Origin of the sequence: Enterobacter sp. UNJFSC 003 (genome assembly GCF_036903355.1) — a bacterium.
Classification (GTDB): Bacteria; Pseudomonadota; Gammaproteobacteria; order Enterobacterales; family Enterobacteriaceae; genus Enterobacter.
Genome location: NZ_JBAKHK010000010.1, coordinates 1 through 22,012, shown reverse-complemented (window position 1 = coordinate 22,012; position 22,012 = coordinate 1). Strand labels below are relative to the sequence as shown.

Sequence of the window (22,012 nt, the reverse complement as noted above, 5' to 3'; positions counted from 1 at the left end):
CGGGGTGAGGGGAAATTACATCCCCTGCCCGACTTTCAACGCCGCCGCGATATTTCTCGCGGCCTTCTGCACATTTTCGCGGGCGTTAGCCAGCGCGTCTTCCAGCGAGCAAATGGTATAAATCACGCTAAAGACCGCGTCGATACCGTGCTCATGTACCACGCCAACATCCGCCGTCAGGCTTCCCGCAATCCCGATAACCGGTTTGTTGAAGCGTTTGGCGACTTTCGCCACGCCGACGGGCACTTTGCCGTGGATCGTCTGACTGTCGATACGCCCCTCGCCCGTGATAACCAAATCCGCATCGGCAACCTGCTCGGCCAGATGCAGCGCATCAGTCACAATCTCTATGCCCTGACGGAGCCGTGCCCCACAAAAAGCGTACAGGCCTGCGCCCATACCTCCTGCTGCACCGCCGCCCGCAAGGTTTATGACATCGATGTCCAAATCCCGGGCAATGATCTGCGCGTAATGCGCAAGGCCGCTGTCCAGCGTAACGATCATCTCCGGCGTCGCTCCTTTCTGCGGCCCAAACACCGCTGACGCGCCCTCTTCTCCGATGAGCGGGTTAGTGACGTCACAGGCCACCTCGATCCGACAGCCGGCCAGGCGTTTATCCAGTCCGCGTAGGTCAATATGCGCCAGCCGCGACAGTTCACCGCCGCCAAGCCCAAGAGGCTTTTCACTGGCATCAAGCAGCTTTGCCCCCAGCGCTTGCACCATGCCCGCACCGCCGTCATTGGTCGCACTGCCGCCGATGCCGATGATGATATGTTTAACCCCCACATCCAGCGCGTGGCGGATGAGTTCTCCGGTGCCCCAGGAGGTGGTTTTCAAGGGATTACGCAGGGAAGGCGCTACCAGCTCCAGACCGCTCGCTGCCGCCATTTCAATAAAAGCGCTGTTTTCATCACCGGAGAGTCCATAAAAACCGGTAACCGGCTTGCCCAGCGGACCGGTTACCGAGACCTCAACAATTCGCCCCTGAGTTGCCGCGACCATGGCCTCTACGGTGCCTTCGCCACCGTCAGCGACCGGCAATTTGACGTACTGCGCCGACGGGAAAATCTCCCGAAAACCCAGTTCTATCGCTGTCGCTACCTCAAGAGCACTCAAACTTTCCTTATACGAGTCCGGTGCGATAACAATTTTCATAAGCCATCCTTACGCATGTTAACTACGTTAAGCATACACCCACCGGGCAACCGAAAATGCCGATTCCCTCAGGAACCGGCAAGTCGCTTAACGCACCATGCACGGGCGTTTGTTGTTAAAGGTCCAGTCGGGGATCAGATACTGCATCGCCATCGCGTCGTCGCGAGCGCCCAGGCCATGCTGCAGGTAAAGCTCATGTGCTTTCATGACCCTATCCATATCTAGCTCCACGCCCAAGCCAGGCGTAGACGGCACCTGAACCATGCCGCCCTTGATGTCGAATGGCTGTTTGGTGAGGCGCTGGTTGCCCTCTTGCCAGATCCAATGCGTATCAATCGCCGTAATCTTGCCCGGCGCGGCCGCCGCCACATGGGTAAACATCGCCAGTGACACATCAAAGTGATTATTAGAGTGCGAGCCCCAGGTCAGGCCGAATTCGTGGCACATCTGCGCTACGCGAACTGAGCCTTGCATCGTCCAGAAGTGCGGATCAGCCAGCGGAATGTCGACAGACTGCAGGGACAAGGTGTGCCCCATTTGACGCCAGTCGGTCGCAATCATGTTGGTCGCGGTCGGCAACCCGGTAGCGCGGCGGAATTCTGCCATCACTTCACGGCCAGAGAAGCCCTGTTCGGCACCACACGGATCTTCCGCGTAGGCCAGCACGCCTTTCAGTTGTTTACCAATGCCAATGGCTTCCTCAAGCGACCATGCGCCGTTGGGGTCCAGCGTAACGCGCGCCTGCGGGAAACGTTTTGCCAGCGCGGATATCGCTTCCGCCTCTTCTTCACCAGCCAGCACGCCGCCCTTCAGTTTGAAATCGTTGAAGCCATATTTTTCGTATGCGGCTTCCGCCAGACGCACCACGGCATCAGGCGTCATCGCTTCTTCGTGACGGATGCGGTACCAATCGCATTTCTCATCCGGCTGGCTCTGATACGGCAGCGGCGTCTGGTTGCGGTTACCGACAAAGAACAGATAGCCCAGCATTTCCACTTCACTGCGCTGCTGGCCATCGCCCAGCAGTGATGCCACGTTAACACCCAGGTGTTGGCCGAGCAGATCCAGCATTGCCGCTTCGATGCCGGTGACGACGTGGATAGTGGTGCGCAGGTCAAATGTTTGCAGCCCGCGCCCGCCCGCATCGCGGTCAGCAAAGGTATTACGCACGGTATTTAAGATGTTTTTATATTCACCCAGCACGTTTCCCACCACTAATGGAATAGCGTCCTCCAGCGTTTTGCGGATCTTCTCCCCGCCGGGGATTTCCCCCACGCCGGTATGGCCGGAGTTATCTTTAATGATCACAATATTGCGGGTGAAAAACGGCGCATGGGCACCGCTCAGGTTCATCAGCATGCTGTCATGGCCCGCAACCGGAATGATCTGCATGGAAGTGACTACTGGGGTTGTAAATGTGCTCATCGTTCAATCCTTTTATCAGTGACGTCCAAAAACAGGGCGCTTACGGTCAAATGTCCAGCCGGGGATAAGGTACTGCATTGGAACAGCGTCGTTACGTGCGCCGCCCGGCAGCTTTTTATACGCCTCATGCGCTTTATGGATCTGATCCCAGTCAAGCTCCACGCCCAGCCCCGGCGCATCCGGTACGGCAATCTTGCCGTTTTTGATCTCCAGCGGATTTTTCGTCAGGCGGGCTTCTCCCTCCTGCCAAATCCAGTGGGTGTCGATGGCGGTTGGGTTACCCGGGGCTGCCGCGCCAACGTGGGTAAACATCGCCAGCGAAATGTCGAAGTGGTTATTGGAGTGGCAGCCCCAGGTCAGGCCCCAGTCATCGCAGAGCTGTGCAACACGCACCGCGCCGGAGAGGGTCCAGAAATGCGGGTCAGCCAGCGGAATGTCCACTGAATTAAGCATCACCGCATGGCCCATTTCTCGCCAGTTGGTGGCGATCATATTGGTTGCTACCGGCAGCCCGGTGGCGCGGCGGAATTCGGCCATCACTTCACGGCCCGAGAAGCCCTGCTCGGCACCACAGGGATCTTCCGCATAGGTCAGCACATCGCCCAGCCCTTTGCATAAACCGATAGCTTCATCCAGCAGCCAGGCACCATTCGGGTCGACGGTAATACGTGCCTCCGGGAAGCGTTTTTTCAGCGCACGGACACTGTCAATTTCCTGTTCACCCGGCAACACGCCCCCCTTCAGTTTGAAATCTTTAAAACCGTAGCGATCCTGCGCCGCCTCGGCCAGATGCACTACCGCCTCGCTGGAAAGCGCTTCCTGATGGCGCAGGTGATACCACGCGTGGCTGCCCGGCGACCGTTCCAGATAAGGTAGATCGGTTTTAGTCCGGTCCCCCACGTAGAACAGATACCCCAGCACCGTGACCGCATCGCGCTGCTTGCCTGGCCCAAGCAGTTCACAGACCGGAACATTCAGCGCTTTCCCCAGTAAATCGAGAAGCGCAGCTTCCAGCGCGGCAACCGCATTCACGCGCAGTTCAAACGTCCAGGCGCCTTTGCCAAAGGTATCGAAATCTGCGGACTGGTTGCCTTTATGGACACGCTGGACCACCTTGTTCAGACGAGCAATGTCCTGCCCGACCACCTGCGGAATGGCATCGACCAGCGTCTGGTAAATCACCTCTCCACCCGGTGCTTCACCCACGCCGGTATGACCCGCGCTGTCGGTAAGCACCACGATATTACGGGTAAACCAGGCATGATGCGCACCGCCAATGTTAAGCAGCATACTGTCCTGTCCAGCAACCGGTATGACCTTCATTTCAGTTACGATGGGGCTTGATTGGGTCGTCATCATCCACGCTCCGAAACAGGTTTAAGTTCAACACGTTTGATATCGCCAACCAGCACCAGATAACTCAGTACCGCCACCAACGCATGGACACCCACGTAGATCAGCGCGCCGTTGAAGGAACCGGTAGTGCCGACGATGTAGCCGATAGCAATGGGGGTGACAATGCCAGAAATGTTGCCGAACATGTTGAACAGGCCTCCGCTCAGACCGCTGATCTCTTTCGGGGCGGTATCCGCCATCACCGCCCAGCCCAGGGCACCAATGCCTTTACCGAAGAACGCCATCGCCATAAAGCCAATAATCATCCACTCGGCGCTAACATAGTTGCAGAACACCATGGTCATGGAGAGCAGCATACCGAGCACGATAGGCGTTTTACGGGCGATGTTCAGCGAGCCGGTACGACGCATCAGCCAGTCGGAAATCACCCCGCCCAGCACGCCGCCGACAAAACCGCAGACCGCCGGGATAGAGGCGACAAACCCCGCTTTCAGTATCGACATACCGCGCGCCTGCACCAGATAAACAGGGAACCAGGTGATGAAGAAGTAGGTTAAGGCGTTGATGCAGTACTGGCCCAGATAAATGCCGATCATCATGCGCGAGCCGACGAGCTGCTTGATCTGCGCCCATTTCTGGCTGAACGGCACTTTTGCTTTCACGGATTTCTGATCCATATTGATCAGCGCGCCGCCTTCGGCAATGTACTCCAGCTCCTTCTTATTCACGCCAGGGTGCTGGTTCGGTTCGTGGATCACTTTCAGCCAGACAAAGCTGATGACGATCCCAAGCCCGCCCATGAAGAAGAAGACGTGCGACCAGCCCACTTCATGCGTCAGCCAACCCATGATCGGCGCGAAGATGACCGTCGCGAAATACTGCGCGGAGTTAAAAATCGCCACCGCTGTTCCCCTCTCCTGCGCCGGGAACCAGGCCGCTACAATGCGGCTGTTACCGGGGAAGGACGGTGCTTCAGCAAGGCCTACGAGGAAGCGCAGCGTAAAGAGCGCAATAATAATGCCGAAGCCGCTGAAAATATCGACGAAGCCCTGCAGCAGGGTAAACATCGACCAGATAAAGATGGACCAAAAATAGACGCGTTTGGAGCCGAAACGGTCCAACAACCAGCCGCCTGGGATTTGGCCGATAACATAGGCCCATGAAAATGCAGAAAACACATAACCCATGCCGACCGGATCAAGCCCAATATCTTTTGCCATTTCAGAACCGGCGATCGACAGCGTGGCGCGGTCACCATAGTTAAAGGATGTGACGATAAACAGCATCACCACTATCCAGTAGCGAGCGTTCGTGCGCTTTTCAGCGCCGCTTGCCGCCTGGCTTAATGTACTCATAGTTGCACTCCTGAAGCGTGGCTCTCGCCAGTTCATTCTGTACAGCACCGGTAGGGTAATCAGAATGAGAGGTTAGTGTTGGGCAGTTTTAGTACGGCTGAATGCCGTTTTATTGTGACTCGCTGCCTTATTTGTAACTGACGGGAAAAGTATATGAAGGAGTGACGCTCTCCCTCACCGTGCATCGACACAACATTGCAGAGAGAGGGAGATGTTGTTTGGGGCAAAAGCCCAAACCACTGGAAGGTACTTCACGGAATTGAGGGGATGTGACGTTTATTGCAGGGCGGCGGCTTCGCCTGCCCCGCAGGTGATTCTATTTCAGCAGCGTCGCCCAGTGTTCAACCCAAGGGTTCGATTCACTCTCCGGCTCCGGATGCTCGCCTGCATCAATGAGCAGCATTTCGCCAACGCGCTGGGCGCTCTGTTCCTGCAGGAGCGCATCAAACTGCTTGCCGCCACCACAGAAATTGGCATAAGAACTGTCACCCAAAGCAATGATGCCGTAGTGAACGTCTGGCTGATAGCCCAGCCGATCTTTTATTCCCTGAAACAGCGGCACGATGCTGTCCGGCAGATCGCCCTGTCCTGTCGTTGAGGTCACCACCAGGATGTACTTGTCTTTGTACTTTTCCCAATCAGCCAGCTCCGGGTCTTCATAAACCGTCGCTTTATGGCCCTGCCCGGCGAGGATCGCCTCGGCCTCTTCCGCCACCAGCAGCGAGTTACCGTACATTGTGCCGACAAAAATACCGACTTCAGCCATGATCTGTTCCCTTAATTATTGCGCTTGCTGTTCATCCTGAACGTTGCCTGATATAAACTCAACCCTTTCATTTTCGGGGAGTTGTCCCAGCCAGCCAAAGTGTGACAGCGCCTGCATCCAGACATCATCCAGACCGGCGCGAAGGGTGAGCGGCTCGCCGGTGAAGGGGTGGGTAAGACTGAGCTCGCTTGCGTGCAGCATCAGACGGTTACAGCCAAAATGCTCGGCCGCGCTGCGGTTCTGGCGCAAATCGCCGTGCTTACTGTCGCCGATAATCGGATGACGTAGGTGCGAAAGATGACGGCGAAGCTGATGCTTGCGCCCGGTTTTGGGCAAAAGCTCAACCAGGCTGTAGCGGGTGGTGGGAAATTTACTGGTCGCCACCGGCATCTCCGTGGTCGCCACCCCACGATAATCCGTGACCGCAGGCTGTGGCTCTTTGTCATCACGGGAAAATTTATCGGCAATTTTATCCAGCTCTTCCACCAGCGGGTAATCAAGCGTCGCGGCATCGGTTAGCCAGCCGCGAACAATCGCATGGTAGCGTTTCTGGATCTGATGTTGTTCGAACTGCTGCGAGAGCAGACGCCCCGCCTCGCTGGACAGCCCCATCAACAGTACGCCAGAGGTCGGTCTGTCCAGTCGATGCACCGTAAAGACGTGCTGGCCAATCTGGTCGCGCACGGTCTGCATCACCACCACTTTCTCATCGCGGTCCAGCCAGCTGCGGTGTACCAGCCAGCCTGAAGGTTTGTTGACCGCAATCAGCCACTCGTCCTGATAGAGGATCTCAAGCGTCATGCGTCATCACCGGCAAACAGCGCGTCCAGGCGTTCTAATTCAATCAGCATCACGTCGCGTGCAGGATGGGTCGAATCCAGCGCCATTTCATAATAGGGAGACACGGCAAAGGAGTGCGGCAGCGGGTGACCCCCGTCCAGCAGCGCATGCATACGCGGGACTAAGACCCACTGCAACCACTCAAACGGTGCCAGCGTATCCAGACAGAAAGGTTGCGTACTTTCGAACGCCTCCGGCTGCGGCGCGGTCTCCTGCCAGAGCTGATGTTGGCGCAAGAGTGCTTCGATGGCGTGCAACTGAGCACGAACGCTATCGTGTTGCGTCATAGGAACCTCAACTGAAAAAGTAAACGGCGCGCAGCATAGCACTGCAGGAAGCAGAAATAAAAAAAGGGAGCACTGTAAAAACAGTGCTCCCGGTTCGTTTCGCAGCATTCCCGCCACAATTCGTGCTCCCTGCTCATCCGTGACAACTTTTCCTGATGCCCGAAGGGCTGGTCATCCGTCGACCTGTGCATCCTGCTCACATCATCCTGATGTGAGGGTTTCATCCTGAAACGTCCTGGCCATCCTGACCCACCGACCATCCTGACCGGCTCTCGTTCTCCTTCCTGGAGGTGTCCCTTACGCATCCTGCGCTATCCACTTTGCTTCATCCTGAAGCCTTCCTGCAGCGCCATCCTGACGAGTCCTTTATGAGAAACGCCATCATCCTGATGTTCGTTTCTCGTGTCGGCGTCCTGTCGACAGACATAGAATCCGCTATTCCGCTTCGTCTTACAACCCACCCTGTAGGTATTGTAAGACGCAAAAGATCATGACCGACGGGCCTCATTCACACTAAGATAATGATAAGTATGAGAATATTCTTCTGCACTTGATAAGGTATTACTTAATGATGCGCCGATCTCTCACAAACCCTGTAAGAGATCTCTCACACGCGCTATAGCATGATGGATTACAGAAGTGGCTCAAGTCGAGTCAGGAAATCCGCAAGTGAAGGGGCGAGGATCTCGCGATTGCGGGTACCAATCGTCTCTTTAATCACTTCCCCGGACAAGTTGCAGACTGAGATAACATCCAGTTCACTGTCCAGCGTGGCAATAAAGAGCGTCGGAGAAAGCTTAAGGCGTTTTTGCGTGACCAGGTGACCGATCAGGTTTTCCTGAACGCGTTGCAGATCGTCTTCGCTCCAGGTCTGAAGCAATGTCAGCGATATGCCGTCAACGCTTGCCGTCATATCCCCCGCATACTGCGTGGTATAAAACGTGTGAACCGCTGGTTGTACCACAAGGTCCATCGCGCGTTCAACCGCATTTACATTTTCCTCGGCGGTGAAGGGTTTGGGTTGCCAGAGAACGCGGTCATCCAGAGAAGAGATAATGCACGGCGAAGGAACGCCATATAAGTCAGCACTTTGCGGCCACGTCCCCTGCGTTTCATGCCATGCATCGCAATAGCGGGTCGTGAAGGTCGTAAGGGCGTTTGCAATTTCGATATCCACCGATTTCTCTCTTCTTGTAAGACAGGATAAACTCAGCCCATAAGTGTACCTGTAAAGTGGCTATGAAACATGTCTTACGAAAATCATCAGGCGTTAACGGGCTTAACGCTGGGTAAATCTACCGATTACCGCGACACCTACGATGCAAGTCTGTTGCAGGGTGTACCACGCAGCCTGAACCGCGATCCTTTGGGCCTGCATGCCGACGCGCTGCCGTTTGTCGGCGGTGATATCTGGACGCTCTACGAACTCTCCTGGCTTAACGCTCGCGGTCTGCCGCAGGTGGCAGTCGGTCATGTGGAGCTGGACTACGCCAGCGTCAACCTTGTCGAATCCAAAAGCTTTAAGCTGTATCTCAACAGCTTTAACCAGACGAAATTCAACACCTGGGACGACGTTCTGCATACGCTGGAGCGGGATTTAAGTGCCTGCGCGCAAGGCAAGGTGAGCGTTTCACTGTATCGCCTGCATGAGCTGGAAGGTCAGCCGATTGCTCACTTCAACGGCGCCTGCATCGACGAGCAGGATATCGAGGTGGATAGCTATGAGTTCAGTACCGATTACCTCGAAAACGCGGCAAGCGGAAAAGTGATTGAGGAGACGCTGGTTAGCCATCTGCTAAAGTCCAACTGCCTGATCACCCACCAGCCGGACTGGGGTTCCGTGCAGATCCAGTATCGCGGCCCGAAGATTGACCGTGAAAAACTGCTGCGCTATCTGGTGTCGTTCCGCCATCACAATGAATTCCACGAGCAGTGCGTAGAGCGCATCTTCAATGATATTCAGCGTTTCTGCCAGCCCGAAACGCTGAGCGTATACGCTCGCTATACCCGTCGTGGTGGGCTGGACATTAACCCGTGGCGTACGAATACGGATTTTGTCCCTGCAACCGGACGTCTTGTACGCCAGTAAGATAAATATTTTCACAATATGCGTGGGTAATGCAGCGCTTTAGGTTGTGAAACGTCACACGGCAGGGCTATTGTAATCAATAGGGAAAGACGATAATCGTCCCGTAAGGAGCTCACTTGATTACACATATTAGCCCGCTTGGCTCAATGGATATGTTGTCGCAGCTGGAAGTGGACATGCTTAAACGCACGGCCAGCAGCGATCTTTATCAACTGTTTCGTAACTGTTCACTTGCCGTACTGAACTCCGGAAGCCTGACCGACAACAGCAAAGAACTGCTGTCCCGCTTCGAAAGCTTTGATATCAACGTGCTGCGCCGCGAGCGCGGTGTGAAACTTGAGGTGATTAACCCGCCGGAAGAGGCCTTTGTCGACGGGCGCATTATTCGCTCGCTGCAGGCTAACCTGTTTGCGGTGCTGCGTGACATCCTGTTTGTTAACGGGCAGATCAGCAACGCCGGGCGTTTTCAGCACCTCGATCTGGAAAGCTCAGTCCACATCACCAACCTGGTCTTCTCTATTTTGCGTAATGCCCGTGCCCTGCACGTCGGCGAAGCACCGAATATGATCGTCTGCTGGGGCGGTCACTCCATCAACGAAACCGAATACCTCTACGCCCGTCGGGTGGGGACGCAGCTCGGTCTGCGTGAACTCAACATCTGCACCGGCTGTGGCCCAGGCGCGATGGAAGCGCCAATGAAAGGTGCGGCGGTCGGTCACGCGCAGCAGCGTTATAAAGAAGGACGTTTTATCGGCATGACCGAGCCATCGATCATCGCCGCTGAGCCGCCTAACCCGCTGGTCAACGAACTCATTATCATGCCGGATATCGAAAAGCGGCTTGAGGCCTTTGTTCGTATCGCGCATGGAATTATCATCTTCCCAGGCGGTGTGGGCACGGCAGAAGAGCTGCTCTATCTGCTGGGGATCCTGATGAACCCGGCGAATAAAAACCAGGTTCTGCCGCTGATTCTGACCGGGCCGAAAGAGAGTGCCGACTATTTCCGCGTGCTGGACGAATTTATCGTTCATACCCTGGGTGAGGCCGCGCGTAGCCACTATCGCATTATCATTGACGATGCCGCCGAAGTGGCGCGTCAGATGAAAAAAGCCATGCCGCTGGTGAAAGAGAATCGTCGTGATACCGGAGACGCCTACAGCTTTAACTGGTCAATCCGCATCGCGCCAGACCTGCAGATCCCGTTTGAGCCATCACATGAGAACATGGCTAACCTGAAACTCTATCCGGACCAGCCGGTGGAAGTGTTGGCTGCCGACCTGCGACGCGCCTTCTCGGGGATTGTGGCGGGTAACGTAAAAGAGGTGGGTATTCGGGCTATCGAAGAGTTTGGTCCGTACAAGATCCACGGTGACACCGATATGATGCGCCGAATGGACGACATGCTGCAGGGGTTTGTTGCCCAGCACCGTATGAAGCTTCCAGGCTCAGCCTACATACCCTGCTACGAAATCATTAAATAAGCCTTCCGTGTAATCCCTGAAGCCGGATCGTGACGCATCGCGATCCGGCTTTTATTGTCGATGAAATTTATAGGTATCTCTTATCTTATTTACAAACACATCGCATACGCAAACGATTACCTAGATTTCTAAACCGTGAATTATCAGCCTTAACCAAAATTACTCGCCAGAAAATCCTAAAATCCCATTTCTTTACAGCGTAAGTCTCCTAACTCGCGGCTCAGTCTTTCAGGCGACATGTTGTTAATGGTAGCCTTCGCGCCCGTAAATTCTCTTTGATGTTTTTTTAATAGATAAATGGTCTAAATATACCCACTTCATAAGTGGATTATTGCATTTGGGATCAGGATCACTGATAGATTCATAACTAGAATGTATCTTTCCGCCCGCCAATAGTTACGGGCAAAAATTATTAAAAAACCGTCACTGAACGAATTTCATATTACCGTCAGGCACTTTTTCATCGGATTTGACTAAAAAACCTGACAATTAGCTTCCTCCAGGAGATATAGATGGAAACCACTCAAACCAGCACCGTTGCTTCGATTGATTCCCGAAGCGGTTGGCGCAAAACGGATACCATGTGGATGCTTGGCCTTTACGGCACGGCTATCGGCGCTGGTGTACTGTTCCTTCCTATCAACGCAGGCGTCGGCGGTTTAATCCCGCTGATCATCATGGCCATCATCGCTTTCCCGATGACCTATTTTGCACACCGCGGCCTGACCCGCTTCGTGCTGTCCGGTAAAAATCCGGGCGAAGACATTACTGAAGTCGTAGAAGAACATTTCGGCGTGGGCGCGGGTAAACTGATTACCCTGCTCTACTTCTTCGCGATTTATCCGATTCTGCTGGTTTACAGCGTGGCAATCACCAACACCGTGGAAAGCTTCATGGCGCACCAGCTGCACATGACGCCACCGCCGCGTGCCATTCTGTCTCTGATCCTGATCGTCGGCATGATGACCATCGTTCGTTTCGGCGAGCAGATGATTGTTAAAGCGATGAGCGTGCTGGTCTTCCCGTTCGTGATTGCACTGATGGTGCTGGCCTGCTACCTGATCCCACAGTGGAACGGCGCAGCGCTGGAAACGCTGTCCCTGAGCAGCGCTTCCGCGACCGGTAACGGCCTGCTGTTGACCCTGTGGCTGGCAATTCCTGTGATGGTGTTCTCTTTCAACCACTCCCCGATCATCTCCTCCTTCGCCGTAGCGAAGCGTGAAGAGTACGGCAATGGTGCAGAGAAGAAGTGCTCAAGCATCCTGGCACGTGCGCACATCATGATGGTGCTGACGGTTATGTTCTTCGTGTTCAGCTGCGTACTGAGCCTCTCCCCTGCGGACCTGGCTGCGGCAAAAGCACAGAATATCTCGATTCTGTCTTACCTGGCGAACCACTTTAACGCTCCGCTGATTGCGTGGATGGCCCCAATCATCGCGATTATCGCTATCACCAAATCCTTCCTGGGCCACTACCTCGGCGCACGTGAAGGCTTTAACGGCATGGTGATTAAATCTCTGCGCGGTAAAGGCAAGAGCATTGAAATCAACAAGCTGAACAAAATCACTGCGCTGTTCATGCTGCTCACCACCTGGGCGGTAGCGACCCTGAACCCAAGCATTCTGGGCATGATTGAAACCCTGGGTGGCCCAATCATCGCGATGATTCTGTTCCTGATGCCGATGTACGCGATTCAGAAAGTACCCGCGATGCGTAAATACAGCGGCCATATCAGCAACGTATTCGTTGTGATTATGGGCCTGATTGCCATCTCCGCTATTTTCTACTCACTGTTCAGCTAATACCTGCTGCGCCATCTTCGGGTGGCGCACTCCTCCCCTCTGACTGATAGCAATGGACGCATCATGATTAGCGTATTCGATATTTTCAAAATCGGTATTGGTCCTTCCAGCTCTCACACCGTCGGACCAATGAAAGCCGGTAAACAATTCACGGATGACTTGATTGCACGCGGCATTTTGCACGACATCACCCGCGTGGTTGTCGATGTATACGGTTCCTTGTCCTTGACCGGTAAAGGTCACCATACCGATATCGCCATTATCATGGGCCTGGCGGGAAATCTGCCGGATACCGTTGATATTGATGCGATCCCTGGCTTCATCCAGGACGTAAATACTCACGGTCGTTTGCTGCTGGCGAACGGCGATCACGAAGTGGAATTTCCGGTTGATCGCTGCATGAATTTCCATGCGGACAACCTGTCACTGCACGAAAACGGCATGCGCATTAGCGCGCTGGCCGGCGATAAAACGGTTTACAGTCAAACGTATTACTCCATCGGCGGGGGGTTTATCGTCGACGAAGATCATTTTGGCAAAACCAGTACGTCTGCTGTTAACGTGCCTTATCCGTACAAAAATGCGGCGGATTTACAGCGCCATTGCCAGGAAACGGGCCTGTCCCTCTCTGGCCTGATGATGAAAAACGAGCTGGCCCTGCACAGCAAAGAAGAGCTTGAACAGCACTTTACGAACGTCTGGGACGTGATGCGCGGGGGTATTGAACGCGGGATCACGACCGAAGGCGTTCTGCCAGGCAAGCTTCGCGTACCGCGTCGTGCGGCTGCGCTGCGCCGTATGCTGGTCAGCACCGACAAAACGACCACTGACCCGATGGCGGTGGTGGACTGGATCAACATGTTCGCGCTGGCGGTGAACGAAGAGAACGCCGCAGGCGGCCGCGTTGTGACAGCCCCGACCAACGGTGCCTGCGGCATTGTTCCCGCGGTGCTGGCGTACTACGACAAATTCATCCGCGAAGTCAACGCGAACTCGCTGGCACGCTATTTGCTGGTCACCAGCGCGATTGGCTCACTGTACAAAATGAATGCCTCCATTTCCGGTGCGGAAGTAGGCTGTCAGGGTGAAGTCGGCGTGGCCTGTTCAATGGCGGCGGCGGGTCTGGCAGAACTGCTGGGCGCAAGCCCTACGCAGGTGTGCATTGCGGCGGAAATCGGCATGGAGCATAACCTGGGGCTGACCTGCGATCCGGTCGCCGGACAGGTACAGGTGCCGTGCATCGAACGTAACGCCATCGCGTCTGTGAAAGCGGTCAACGCGGCACGCATGGCCCTGCGTCGCACCAGCGAACCACGCGTCTGTCTCGATAAGGTTATCGAAACCATGTACGAAACAGGTAAAGATATGAACGCCAAATACCGCGAAACCTCTCGCGGTGGCCTGGCGATGAAGATCGTGACCTGCGATTAAGCCCTTCAGGAAGCCTCGTTTTGCGAGGCTTCTTCCTGTTTTGCCCCACACTATTCGTTTCATCCTGCCGACAGTGTTACCCTTTACCCATTAGATATAAGGGAGATTATCTGTGGCCGTTCATTTGCTTATCGTCGACGCGCTCAACCTGATTCGCCGCATTCATGCTGTGCAAGGCACCCCCTGCAAAGACACCTGCCTGCACGCGCTTGAGCAGCTCATCCGCCATAGCGAACCCACTCATGCCGTTGCCGTGTTCGATGATGAAGCCCGTAACACCGGCTGGCGCCACCAACGCCTTCCGGACTACAAGGCCGGGCGCGCGCCGATGCCCGATGATTTGCACGCCGAAATGCCCGCGCTTCGCACCGCCTTTGAACAGCGCGGCGTTCCCTGCTGGGGGGCGCACGGCAACGAAGCAGACGATCTGGCCGCCACGCTGGCAGTCAAAGTTGCCAGCGTCGGACATCAGGCGACAATCGTTTCAACCGATAAAGGGTACTGCCAGCTTCTCTCTCCAACCATTCGCATACGCGACTACTTCCAAAAACGCTGGCTGGATGCCCCCTTTATCGCCAGCGAGTTTGGTGTCTCACCGGAGCAACTTCCCGACTACTGGGGGCTGGCAGGCATCAGCAGCTCTAAAGTGCCCGGCGTGGCCGGTATTGGGCCAAAAAGTGCCGCACAGCTTCTGACGGATTTTAACAATCTTGAAGGGATTTACGCCCGTCTGGATGAGGTCCCAGAAAAATGGCGCAAGAAGTTGGAGGCACACAAAGAAATGGCATTTATCTGTCGGGAGGTCGCGACGTTACAGACGGATTTACAGCTGGACGGGAATTTGCAGCAGTTGCGATTAGAGCGCAGTTAATCCCCTCTCCCCAGGGGGGAGAGGGTGAGGGGTGAGAACTATCGCTCGTCGCGACGTCCCCCCACAGCTGCCCACCAGCGACGAACATGCACCGTCACCTCTTCGCGGTCGTGATACAGCTGACGCGCCTGAATCACCACGTTAATACCGTGCTCATCCATCTGCTCCTGAATATAGGCCAGATTCTGAGAGACCTCCTCATAGCGCTTTTTCATTGGCAGCTTGAGGTTAAAAATGGTCTCACGGCACCAGCCGTTCAACAGCCAGGAGGCCATCAGCGCAGCGACTTTTGCCGGTTTCTCAACCATATCGCACACCATCCAGGTGATGTTGTTGCGCGTTGGGCGATAGCGGAAACCATCTTCTCGCAGCCAGGTCACCTGTCCGGTATCCATCAGGCTTTGCGCCATCGGGCCGTTATCGACTGAAGCCACCCACATGTTGCGCTTCACCAGCTGATAGGTCCAGCCGCCCGGGCACGCACCGAGATCGACCGCATGCATCCCGTTTGCCAGGCGCTCATCCCACTCATCAGCGGGAATAAAGACGTGAAACGCCTCTTCCAGCTTCAACGTTGAACGGCTTGGCGCATCTGCCGGGAAGCGTAAGCGTGGGATCCCCATAAAGAACGGGGAGTTATTCGTGGTATACGAATAGCCGGTGTAGCAACAGCCAGGGGCAATAAAGAAGACGTGCACTACCGGACGTTTTAGCGTTTCGTAATTCGTCAGGACGCCAACATCGCGTAGCGCCGCGCGAAGCGGTACGGTAAATTTACGGCAGAACTTCATTAGCTCTTTGCTTTCGTTGGTATCAGCAACCTCAACGCGCAAATCGCCGCCTTTCTCAACCACGCCCTGCAGCATGCCAACAATAGGCGTGATGCGGTCTTCCGGTGGAAGATCTTTGAGCAGCTCACCCGCAACAAACATCTGGCGGGCGAAAATCAGCGAGCTGAACGGCAGTTCGCGCACCAGCTTATCCGCATCGTCAGGCTGATAGCATTCGAAAATGACATAGCCCGCATTCTCTTTAACGCGTGCAAAACCGAAGACTTCGCGCTGCGTCGCTTTGTCCGTAATTTCCGCGGCGCACTCTTTCTCAAACCCCGGGCGACAATATAAAACAACCTTATTCATGAACAACGCCCTTGCGTTTCAGACGGATAGCTCCGATAAACATTAATACCCACCCCGCCAGGAAGCTGACGCCACCGACAGGTGTAACAAACGCCCACAGGCGCAAATGCGAGAGCGCAAGGCAGTACAGGCTGCCGCTGAACAACACGGTACCTAACGCCAGAAACACGCTGCTCCAGTAAAACCAGATGCTGATACGGCGCTGCATGGCCACCGCCAGCCCAAAGATGGCCAACGTATGAAACGCCTGATATTCGAGGCCGGTCTGGATCCAGCCCATTTCTACAACACCCAAAGACTTGCTTAACACGTGTGCGCCAAAGGCACCCAGTGCGACAAAAATAAAGCCACTTACTGCGGCAAAAATCAGCATGAATCGGCTGGTCATGGTTCAGTCCTAAAGTGATGCGTGCTCAGCACACAAAAGTTATTGCTCATACCTGAAGCGGAATTTTTCTTGCTCGTTTGCCGCTTTGGACAAGATCCATTGTCGGAAGGCGGCTATTTTACCCAGTTCTGCCTGACTGTCATGACAAACCAGATAAAACGCGTTCTTGCTGACCAGAACATCATTAAATGGGCAAACCAGGCGGCCTGCCTCAATTTCGGACTGCGCCATGACGTTATTTGCCAACGCAACGCCCTGTCCGTGAATGGCAGCCTGTAGCACCATCGCACTGTGGCTGAAAATGGGGCCCTGCTGCACGTTTATATGGTTAAGCCCTAATTGACGGGTATAAGTTTGCCAGTCGCGACGAGAGGCATCATGCAAAAGCGTATGTTTTGCTAAATCAGCGGGGGTCTTCAGCGCTTTCTCGCCCGTCAGCAACAGCGGCGAACAAACCGGCAGAAGATATTCTGCGTATAATTTTTCAACGCGCAAGCCCGGCCAGTTGCCGCGACCATAAAAAATGGCGACATCCACGTCGTCAGCCAGTTTATCTTCCTGACGATCCACAGCCTGGATTCGTACATCGATTCCCGGATAAGCTGAGTTAAAGCTTGAGAGTCTTGGCACTAGCCATTGAATAGCAAAACTGGGCAATAAACTGACCGTCAGCGCCCCTTTTGCACTCCTGGCCTGAAGTTTACGGGTGGCTTCAGTCAGCTGGGAAAAAATCTCTTTGATATCCTGAAAATAGCTCTGGCCTTCTTCGGTCAACAGCAACGAACGATTGCGTCGACGAAACAGCTTGAGGCCCAGAAAATCCTCCAGAGACTTGATTTGGTGACTTACTGCGGCCTGTGTCACAAAAAGCTCATCTGCTGCGCGGGTGAAACTTAGGTGACGTGCTGCTGCATCAAAAACACGTAATGCATTTAGGGGTGGCAATCGCTTTGACATGGTTATCTGGCTTAGATGTTAACGAGATTTAACATATAGGAAACAACGTTTAACCTATTAGTTTTTTTTATCTGAGCCATTATAATTTGTCCGTTGAGGAACTACCAGCAAATACCTATAGTGGCGGCACTTCCTGAGCCGGAACGAAAAGTTTTTTGGAATGCGTGTTCTGAAGGGCTTTTGGCTTACGGTTGTGATGTTGTGTTGTTGTGTTTGCAATTGGTCTGCGATTCAGACCACGGTAGCAACGCTACCAATTTTTCACTTCCTGTACATTTACCCTGTCTGTCCATAGTGATTAATGTAGCACCGCCAATTTGCGGTGCTTTTTTTTTACTTATCACTTTGTTAACGCTGAATTTCCTTCATCTCTTTCACATCACTGCGATTGATCTGCTGTTTGTTCCCGTTTGCATCTTTATATGAAATCATCCCGGTATCATTGTCGGTAGTCGGTTTCCCTTCCGAAACGATAGATCGACCATCGTTAGTATGCATAACGTAGTTGTTACCGGAACATGCGCTCAGGGCAAAGGTAAACACACAGGCTGAGATGATTGCGGCTGTCTTTTTCATGATTATTCTCCTTTAGCAATTAATGCTATTCAAACCTCGATTTATAACAGGCTAAAACATCCACCTAACACTATTTAGCATAACCTGCTTTTTCGAGGTCGCCAGGATATACAGACGAATCTGATAGATATCAACCTCCTTGCCCTGCCGTTGAAATTGCGCGACGATCTCTCTATCGACATGAGGAATTCCATGAACGCTTTCAGTCCTGCGCAATTTCGCGCACAGTTTCCGGCGCTGGCCGATGCCGGTATTTACCTTGATAGCGCCGCCACGGCACTCAAACCGCAGGCAGTTATTGAGGCAACGCAGCAGTTCTACAGCCTGAGTGCGGGAAATGTGCATCGTAGCCAGTTTGCCGAAGCCCAACGCCTGACCGCGCGTTATGAGGCCGCCCGCGAACAGGTCGCCCAGCGACTCAATGCCGGGAGCGGAAAAAACATCGTTTGGACGCGGGGCACCACCGAAGCCATCAATATGGTGGCGCAGTGCTACGCGCGTCCACTGCTTCAGCCAGGAGACGAGATTATCGTCAGCGAGGCAGAGCACCATGCCAACCTGGTACCGTGGCTGATGGTTGCTGAGCAAACGGGTGCCCGCGTCGTGAAGCTCCCCTTAGGCGCTGATTTTCTGCCGGACGTGGCGCGTTTACCCGAGCTAATTACGCCACGCAGCCGTATCCTGGCCCTCGGGCAGATGTCCAACGTTACCGGCGGATGCCCGGATCTGGCCCTCGCCATCGAAACAGCACATGCCAACGACATGATAGTGATGGTTGATGGCGCGCAGGGCGTAGTGCATTTCCCGGCGGACGTTCAGGCGCTGGATATTGATTTCTATGCGTTTTCCGGACACAAACTTTACGGGCCGACCGGAATCGGGGCGCTGTACGGCAAGCCTGAACTGCTGGCGCAAATGACGCCGTGGCTTGGCGGCGGCAAAATGATAACCGAAGTGACCTTCGACGGCTTTACCACACAGGATGTGCCTTATCGTCTGGAAGCCGGTACGCCGAACGTGGCGGGCGTTATTGGTCTCAGCGCCGCGCTGGAATGGCTGGCGGATATTGACATCGTTCAGGCTGAAAGCTGGAGCCGGGGTCTGGCGACGCTGGCGGAAGAAGCCCTTAAAAAACGTCCGGGGTTTCGCTCGTTTCGGGTTCAGGATTCCAGCCTTTTAGCCTTTGATTTTGACGGCGTTCACCATAGCGATATGGTTACGCTGCTGGCAGGATATGGCATTGCGTTGCGTGCCGGACAGCATTGCGCACAGCCGCTGCTGGCTGCGCTTGGCGTAAACGGCACGCTGCGCGCCTCGTTTGCGCCGTATAACACACAAAGCGATGTTGACGCGCTGGTTGCCGCCGTTGACCGCGCCCTTGAACTACTGGTGGATTAATGACTCGTTCTGATTTAGCCGGCCACCCGTTCGGCACCGTCATCACCGAAGAGACGTTAAAGCAGACCTTCGCTCCGCTCACGCAATGGGAAGATAAATACCGTCAGTTGATCCTGCTGGGCAAGCAGCTTCCTACCCTGTCAGACGATCTTAAAGCGCAGGCGAAAGAGATCCCCGGCTGCGAGAACCGCGTCTGGCTGGGATATCGCGTATCCGGTGAGAAACTGCATTTCTTTGGCGATAGCGAAGGGCGTATTGTTCGCGGCCTGCTGGCGGTGCTGTTAACCGCAGTGGAAGGTAAAAGCGTGACAGACCTGCAGGCGCATTCGCCGCTGGCGTTATTCGATGAGCTGGGGTTACGCACGCAGCTCAGCGCCTCGCGCAGCCAGGGATTGGCCGCGCTCAGCGACGCTGTTCTGGATGCAGCGCGTCAGGCTCAGGCCTGACGTTCCGCCTTCGCCATCATCTTCTTCAGGGCGTGAGAGACCGCTACAAAACCGAATGATGCGGTTACCATCGTAGCCGCACCAAAACCTGAGGCGCAGTCCATCCGCTTAGGCCCTTCCGCCGTGCTTTTCATTGCGCATACCGAACCATCCGCCTGCGGGTAAACCAGGGCTTCCGTAGAGAACACGCAGTCTACGCCCAGCTTACCTTTGCTGTTTTTCACCACGTTGAAGTCGCTTTTTAAGCGTTCACGTAGCTTAGCCGCCAGCGGATCCTGAATGGTTTTTGCCAGATCCGCTACCTGGATCTGGGTCGGATCGATTTGCCCACCTGCGCCGCCGGTGGTGACCAGGGGCACCTTGTAGCGGCGACAATAGGCGATCAGCGCCGCTTTGGGGCGTACGCTGTCGATGGCATCAATGACGTAGCTGTAACCTTTGCTCATATACTCCGCGACATTATCCGCCGTCACAAAGTCATCAATGACCGTCACCTGACATTCCGGATTGATGAGACGAATACGTTCCGCCATCACCTCTGATTTCGCGAGGCCAACGCTATCGCGCAGGGCGTGGATCTGACGGTTGGTGTTAGTGACGCAGACATCATCCATATCAATAAGCGTGATGGCGCCAATGCCGGTTCTCGCCAGCGCTTCCGCCGCCCATGATCCCACGCCGCCAATGCCCACAACACAAACATGCGCATCCGCGAAAAGCTGCAGGGCCTTTTCACCATATAGACGTGCCGTGCCGCCGAAACGCTGACGCCAGGCATCACTGATTACCACAGACATAAAACCTCAGATGTAAAAAGGGTGAGGTTTTCCTCACCCTGAACATTAATCCGTATTCCGCTCAGAATACCATAATCAGCCGCTGAATACGTTGCCTGTACCAGGAGCAGCTTTGAGTACCCAAACGCGACCATAGTGGTTATACCAGCCCGCACGGTGCCCGGCATCCGGGCCAATGCCCTGATAAATATCGAAGTGCTGGCCTTTGATCGCGCCACCCACATCCAGCGCTACCATCAGACGCAGCTCATACTGGCCGTTGAATTTTCCGTTGTTATCCAGCAACGGCACTTCTGCAAGCAGCGTGGTGCCAGCTGGAATAATAGAACGATCGGACGCGACAGAGGCCCGGCCAATCAACGGTACCGCACTTGCCCCTTTCACCGGCGCAAAGTTCTGTGGTTTAAAGAAGACAAACGACGGGTTCTGCTCCAGCAGTTCTCTCACTTCGGCTTCGCTGTGCTTTTCACCCCACTCGCGGATCGCCTGCATCGACATATCTTCTTTCTTTACCTCACCGCGATCGATCAGCACTTTACCGATACTGCGGTAGGCATGGCCGTTTTTCCCGGAGTAGCTAAAGAAGTTAAGCGGCGAGCCATCACCAAAATCAATATAGCCGCTGCCCTGAACGTCCATGATGAAGTTGTCCATCAGCGAGTTGCTGTAGGCAAGGATATAGTTTTCGCTCAGCGCACCGGCATAAATCTCGGCGCGGGACGGCAGACGACCACGTTTAGGCGGCATACGGTAAATAGGATACTGGAATTCGCCCTGACGAGTGTGGCGCGCCTGAATGACCGGCGTGTAGTAACCCGTAAACTGAACGTTGCCGTAGTTATCTGCCCCTTCCATCTGCCAGGCGTCGAGTCCGAATTGGCGCATGTTGCGCGTGTCGCCGCCCGCACGCAGCCAGTCCTGAACTGCGCTGTACACATTATTCTGTGAACCATACAGGCGCGGCGACGCATTGCGGATCTGGTAGACCTGCTCAGAGAAGTCTCCGGCGTTGATCGGCGCGCCCACGGCTGCTGGTTGGTTAACTAAAGAGAAAGGCTGGGATAATTTCCCGTCTTTATACTGTTGACCGCGATCGGTCGGTTTTGAAGAGCAGGCCGCCAGAATAGCTACCATTGCGCCTGTCATTAGATACTTCGCCCAACGTCCTTTCATTATATCTCGTCTTTAAGTTGCCCTTATCCGCGTGATGAAGATAACAAACCGCCAGGGCTAATGAAATGCAATCACCTGCCCTTTGGCAAATTTTGCGCAAAAAATAAACCACCGTGGACGATGTCGTTCATTTTGCATACAAAATCATGATTTATGTGAAAAAGGGGTTGCATCACAAACCCAACCGAGTATAGTGCGCATCCACGGACGCGGGGTGGAGCAGCCTGGTAGCTCGTCGGGCTCATAACCCGAAGGTCGTCGGTTCAAATCCGGCCCCCGC

At 54.5% G+C, this 22,012-nt stretch carries 21 protein-coding genes; 7 read left to right on the top strand and 14 right to left on the bottom strand.

All coding sequences use genetic code 11. The features are described from left to right. Positions 1-15: 15 nt before the first annotated feature. The 8 genes from V5P19_RS18580 to syd all read right to left on the bottom strand — a co-directional run bounded on the left by V5P19_RS18580 (position 16) and on the right by syd (position 8,361). Positions 16-1,155, bottom strand: a complete 1,140-nt coding sequence (locus V5P19_RS18580; RefSeq protein ID WP_334406253.1) for a glycerate kinase — start codon at positions 1,153-1,155, stop codon at positions 16-18. An 87-nt stretch (positions 1,156-1,242) separates the two neighbouring features. After that, on the bottom strand, positions 1,243-2,580 hold the full coding sequence (gene gudD / locus V5P19_RS18575) for a glucarate dehydratase (RefSeq protein WP_334406251.1): 1,338 nt from the start codon (positions 2,578-2,580) through the stop codon (positions 1,243-1,245). 15 nt (positions 2,581-2,595) lie between these two features. Next, a complete protein-coding gene (locus tag V5P19_RS18570) occupies positions 2,596-3,936 on the bottom strand; it encodes an enolase C-terminal domain-like protein (RefSeq protein WP_334406416.1) in 1,341 nt (446 codons plus the stop codon). Beyond that, positions 3,936-5,291: an MFS transporter gene (locus V5P19_RS18565; RefSeq protein WP_334406249.1), complete on the bottom strand. Its 1,356-nt coding sequence runs from the start codon at positions 5,289-5,291 to the stop codon at positions 3,936-3,938. The genes V5P19_RS18570 and V5P19_RS18565 overlap by 1 nt, the downstream gene beginning before the upstream one ends. 316 nt (positions 5,292-5,607) lie before the next feature. Continuing rightward, positions 5,608-6,057 (bottom strand): flavodoxin, encoded by a 450-nt coding sequence (locus V5P19_RS18560; protein WP_334406247.1) that lies wholly within the window; start codon positions 6,055-6,057, stop codon positions 5,608-5,610. A 15-nt stretch (positions 6,058-6,072) separates the two neighbouring features. Further along, positions 6,073-6,858 (bottom strand): tRNA pseudouridine(65) synthase TruC, encoded by a 786-nt coding sequence (truC, locus tag V5P19_RS18555; RefSeq protein ID WP_334406245.1) that lies wholly within the window; start codon positions 6,856-6,858, stop codon positions 6,073-6,075. Then, positions 6,855-7,184, bottom strand: a complete 330-nt coding sequence (locus tag V5P19_RS18550) for a YqcC family protein (RefSeq protein WP_334406243.1) — start codon at positions 7,182-7,184, stop codon at positions 6,855-6,857. Before V5P19_RS18550 ends, truC begins: the two co-directional genes overlap by 4 nt. Positions 7,185-7,815: 631 nt before the next feature. Continuing rightward, positions 7,816-8,361: a SecY-interacting protein gene (syd, locus tag V5P19_RS18545; RefSeq protein ID WP_334406241.1), complete on the bottom strand. Its 546-nt coding sequence runs from the start codon at positions 8,359-8,361 to the stop codon at positions 7,816-7,818. Positions 8,362-8,430: 69 nt separating this feature from the next. Here syd and queF point away from each other — a divergent pair, with 69 nt between their 5' ends. From queF to xni, 5 genes are all read left to right on the top strand, one after another. Further along, positions 8,431-9,273 (top strand): NADPH-dependent 7-cyano-7-deazaguanine reductase QueF, encoded by an 843-nt coding sequence (gene queF, locus V5P19_RS18540; RefSeq protein ID WP_334406239.1) that lies wholly within the window; start codon positions 8,431-8,433, stop codon positions 9,271-9,273. Between the two features lie 116 nt (positions 9,274-9,389). After that, positions 9,390-10,754 (top strand): nucleotide 5'-monophosphate nucleosidase PpnN, encoded by a 1,365-nt coding sequence (gene ppnN / locus V5P19_RS18535; RefSeq protein WP_334406237.1) that lies wholly within the window; start codon positions 9,390-9,392, stop codon positions 10,752-10,754. 512 nt (positions 10,755-11,266) lie between these two features. After that, positions 11,267-12,556: an HAAAP family serine/threonine permease gene (locus V5P19_RS18530; protein ID WP_334406235.1), complete on the top strand. Its 1,290-nt coding sequence runs from the start codon at positions 11,267-11,269 to the stop codon at positions 12,554-12,556. A 63-nt stretch (positions 12,557-12,619) separates the two neighbouring features. Then, positions 12,620-13,987 (top strand): L-serine ammonia-lyase, encoded by a 1,368-nt coding sequence (locus tag V5P19_RS18525; protein WP_334406233.1) that lies wholly within the window; start codon positions 12,620-12,622, stop codon positions 13,985-13,987. 112 nt (positions 13,988-14,099) lie between these two features. Continuing rightward, the gene (xni, locus tag V5P19_RS18520; protein ID WP_334406232.1) at positions 14,100-14,858 is read left to right on the top strand and encodes a flap endonuclease Xni; all 759 of its coding nucleotides are present in this window, start codon (positions 14,100-14,102) and stop codon (positions 14,856-14,858) included. A 38-nt stretch (positions 14,859-14,896) separates the two neighbouring features. Here xni and rlmM read toward each other — a convergent pair whose 3' ends face one another. The 4 genes from rlmM to V5P19_RS18500 form a co-directional block, all read right to left on the bottom strand. Further along, entirely contained in the window at positions 14,897-15,997 is a 1,101-nt protein-coding gene (gene rlmM / locus V5P19_RS18515) for a 23S rRNA (cytidine(2498)-2'-O)-methyltransferase RlmM (RefSeq protein WP_334406230.1), read from the bottom strand. Continuing rightward, positions 15,990-16,385 carry a DUF423 domain-containing protein gene (locus V5P19_RS18510; protein WP_003862756.1) on the bottom strand — a complete coding sequence of 132 codons (396 nt, stop codon included), beginning with the start codon at positions 16,383-16,385 and terminating at the stop codon, positions 15,990-15,992. Before V5P19_RS18510 ends, rlmM begins: the two co-directional genes overlap by 8 nt. 39 nt (positions 16,386-16,424) lie before the next feature. Continuing rightward, a complete protein-coding gene (gene gcvA / locus V5P19_RS18505) occupies positions 16,425-17,342 on the bottom strand; it encodes a glycine cleavage system transcriptional regulator GcvA (protein ID WP_334406228.1) in 918 nt (305 codons plus the stop codon). A 348-nt stretch (positions 17,343-17,690) separates the two neighbouring features. Further along, positions 17,691-17,918, bottom strand: coding sequence for a YgdI/YgdR family lipoprotein (locus V5P19_RS18500; RefSeq protein ID WP_334406226.1), 228 nt, complete (start codon positions 17,916-17,918; stop codon positions 17,691-17,693). 192 nt (positions 17,919-18,110) lie between these two features. Between V5P19_RS18500 and csdA the strand changes: the two genes are divergently transcribed. Continuing rightward, on the top strand, positions 18,111-19,316 hold the full coding sequence (gene csdA, locus V5P19_RS18495; RefSeq protein WP_334406224.1) for a cysteine desulfurase CsdA: 1,206 nt from the start codon (positions 18,111-18,113) through the stop codon (positions 19,314-19,316). Beyond that, positions 19,316-19,762: a cysteine desulfurase sulfur acceptor subunit CsdE gene (gene csdE, locus V5P19_RS18490; protein ID WP_334406222.1), complete on the top strand. Its 447-nt coding sequence runs from the start codon at positions 19,316-19,318 to the stop codon at positions 19,760-19,762. The genes csdA and csdE overlap by 1 nt, the downstream gene beginning before the upstream one ends. Here the strand turns inward: csdE and tcdA are convergent. Together tcdA and mltA are read right to left on the bottom strand one after the other, a co-directional pair. Continuing rightward, complete coding sequence (gene tcdA, locus V5P19_RS18485; protein WP_112780983.1) at positions 19,753-20,559, bottom strand: tRNA cyclic N6-threonylcarbamoyladenosine(37) synthase TcdA; 807 nt, start codon at positions 20,557-20,559, stop codon at positions 19,753-19,755. The two genes, csdE and tcdA, sit on opposite strands and share 10 nt — an antisense overlap. A gap of 75 nt (positions 20,560-20,634) precedes the next feature. Next, positions 20,635-21,732, bottom strand: coding sequence for a murein transglycosylase A (gene mltA, locus V5P19_RS18480; protein ID WP_334406217.1), 1,098 nt, complete (start codon positions 21,730-21,732; stop codon positions 20,635-20,637). Positions 21,733-22,012 lie beyond the last annotated feature (280 nt).

Coding starts and splice junctions, on each gene's coding strand:
- csdA (WP_334406224.1), top strand. CDS start 18,111: ATGAACGCTTTCAGTCCTGCGCAATTTCGCGCACAGTTTCCGGCGCTG.
- rlmM (WP_334406230.1), bottom strand. CDS start 15,997: ATGAATAAGGTTGTTTTATATTGTCGCCCGGGGTTTGAGAAAGAGTGC.
- V5P19_RS18525 (WP_334406233.1), top strand. CDS start 12,620: ATGATTAGCGTATTCGATATTTTCAAAATCGGTATTGGTCCTTCCAGC.
- V5P19_RS18560 (WP_334406247.1), bottom strand. CDS start 6,057: ATGGCTGAAGTCGGTATTTTTGTCGGCACAATGTACGGTAACTCGCTG.
- V5P19_RS18530 (WP_334406235.1), top strand. CDS start 11,267: ATGGAAACCACTCAAACCAGCACCGTTGCTTCGATTGATTCCCGAAGC.
- V5P19_RS18550 (WP_334406243.1), bottom strand. CDS start 7,184: ATGACGCAACACGATAGCGTTCGTGCTCAGTTGCACGCCATCGAAGCA.
- V5P19_RS18570 (WP_334406416.1), bottom strand. CDS start 3,936: ATGACGACCCAATCAAGCCCCATCGTAACTGAAATGAAGGTCATACCG.
- tcdA (WP_112780983.1), bottom strand. CDS start 20,559: ATGTCTGTGGTAATCAGTGATGCCTGGCGTCAGCGTTTCGGCGGCACG.
- V5P19_RS18580 (WP_334406253.1), bottom strand. CDS start 1,155: ATGAAAATTGTTATCGCACCGGACTCGTATAAGGAAAGTTTGAGTGCT.
- gcvA (WP_334406228.1), bottom strand. CDS start 17,342: ATGTCAAAGCGATTGCCACCCCTAAATGCATTACGTGTTTTTGATGCA.
- truC (WP_334406245.1), bottom strand. CDS start 6,858: ATGACGCTTGAGATCCTCTATCAGGACGAGTGGCTGATTGCGGTCAAC.
- mltA (WP_334406217.1), bottom strand. CDS start 21,732: ATGAAAGGACGTTGGGCGAAGTATCTAATGACAGGCGCAATGGTAGCT.
- V5P19_RS18510 (WP_003862756.1), bottom strand. CDS start 16,385: ATGACCAGCCGATTCATGCTGATTTTTGCCGCAGTAAGTGGCTTTATT.
- csdE (WP_334406222.1), top strand. CDS start 19,316: ATGACTCGTTCTGATTTAGCCGGCCACCCGTTCGGCACCGTCATCACC.
- V5P19_RS18500 (WP_334406226.1), bottom strand. CDS start 17,918: ATGAAAAAGACAGCCGCAATCATCTCAGCCTGTGTGTTTACCTTTGCC.
- gudD (WP_334406251.1), bottom strand. CDS start 2,580: ATGAGCACATTTACAACCCCAGTAGTCACTTCCATGCAGATCATTCCG.
- V5P19_RS18565 (WP_334406249.1), bottom strand. CDS start 5,291: ATGAGTACATTAAGCCAGGCGGCAAGCGGCGCTGAAAAGCGCACGAAC.
- queF (WP_334406239.1), top strand. CDS start 8,431: ATGTCTTACGAAAATCATCAGGCGTTAACGGGCTTAACGCTGGGTAAA.